Here is a 1,072-nt window from a genome sequence, read left to right as displayed (position 1 = left end):
CCGTGATGCCGACCACCGGTCGCGAGACCCCGACGTGCTCCATCTTCGCGATCAGCCGCGGCAGCGCCGACTCGGACGAGGACGTCGACAGGATCAGCAGGAACTCCCGACCCAGATAGCGCAGCAGGGAGAACACGTTGATCCCCGTACACACCCGCAGCAGCGTGCCCAGCACCACGAACACGAACAGCAGGCAGGTCGTGTAGAAGCCGATCATGATCACGGCCAGGGACTTCAGCGCGTCGACGCCGGTGGCGCCGACCACCGCCGCGATGGCCCCGAAGGCACCCACCGGGGCCGCCCACATGATCATCGCCAGCACCCGGAAGACCAGCTTCTGGATGTACCCGATGCCGCGCAGCACCGGCTCGCCCGAGCGCCCCATGGCCTGGAGGGCGAAACCGCAGAGCAGCGCCACCAGCAGCGTCTGGAGCACCTCGCCCCCGGTGAAGGCGGACACCATCGTGGTCGGGATGATCCCCAGCAGGAACTCCTGGGTGCTCTCCGCCCCGCCCGCCTTCGCCTGCGCCTCGCCGGCGCTGCGCGCCGCCTCGGTCAGGTGCAGTCCGCTGCCCGGCTCCAGCAGGTTCCCCACCAGCAGGCCGATGGCCAGCGCCACCGTGGACATGACCATGAAGTAGCCGAGGGCCAGACCGCCGACCGCGCCCACCTTCGCGGCCTTGCGCACCGAGCCGATGCCCAGCACGATCGTGCAGAAGATCACGGGCGAGATCATCATCTTGATGAGGTTGACGAAGCCGGTGCCCAGCGGCTTCAGCTCGACGGCCACGCCGGGGGCGGCGAAGCCCACGGCGATGCCGAGCAGCACCGCGGCGATCACCGCGATGTAGAGATAGTGGGTCTTGTCGCGCCTGGCGGCCACGATGCCTCCTGGTGGTGATTGCGTTCCGGGAGACCATCGCCCACCCTGTGACCCCGGTCACCCTTGCGTTCATTGAGTTCACGGCCAGGTGCAGACTGAGCGCCATGTTCCGCTTCCCCCGACCGCCGCGCAGCCTCGCCGGCCAGCTCTTCGCCATGCAGGTGCTGCTGGTCGCCGTCGTCCTCGCCG

1 protein-coding gene and 1 pseudogene are annotated in these 1,072 nt (G+C 68.9%); one reads left to right on the top strand and one right to left on the bottom strand.

What is annotated here, in order from left to right; all coding sequences use genetic code 11:
• The coding region (locus tag ADK55_RS15645; protein WP_159041407.1) for a cation:dicarboxylate symporter family transporter at positions 1-883 on the bottom strand (883 nt) is incomplete at its 3' end.
• 11 nt (positions 884-894) lie between these two features.
• Here ADK55_RS15645 and ADK55_RS40970 point away from each other — a divergent pair.
• A pseudogene (locus ADK55_RS40970) lies at positions 895-1,072 on the top strand (histidine kinase); the annotation flags it as partial.

Source organism: Streptomyces sp. WM4235 (assembly GCF_001279725.1).
GTDB lineage: Bacteria > Actinomycetota > Actinomycetes > Streptomycetales > Streptomycetaceae > Streptomyces.
Note: the sequence above shows the minus strand (reverse complement) of the source record. Positions and strands in the feature narration are given on the sequence as shown.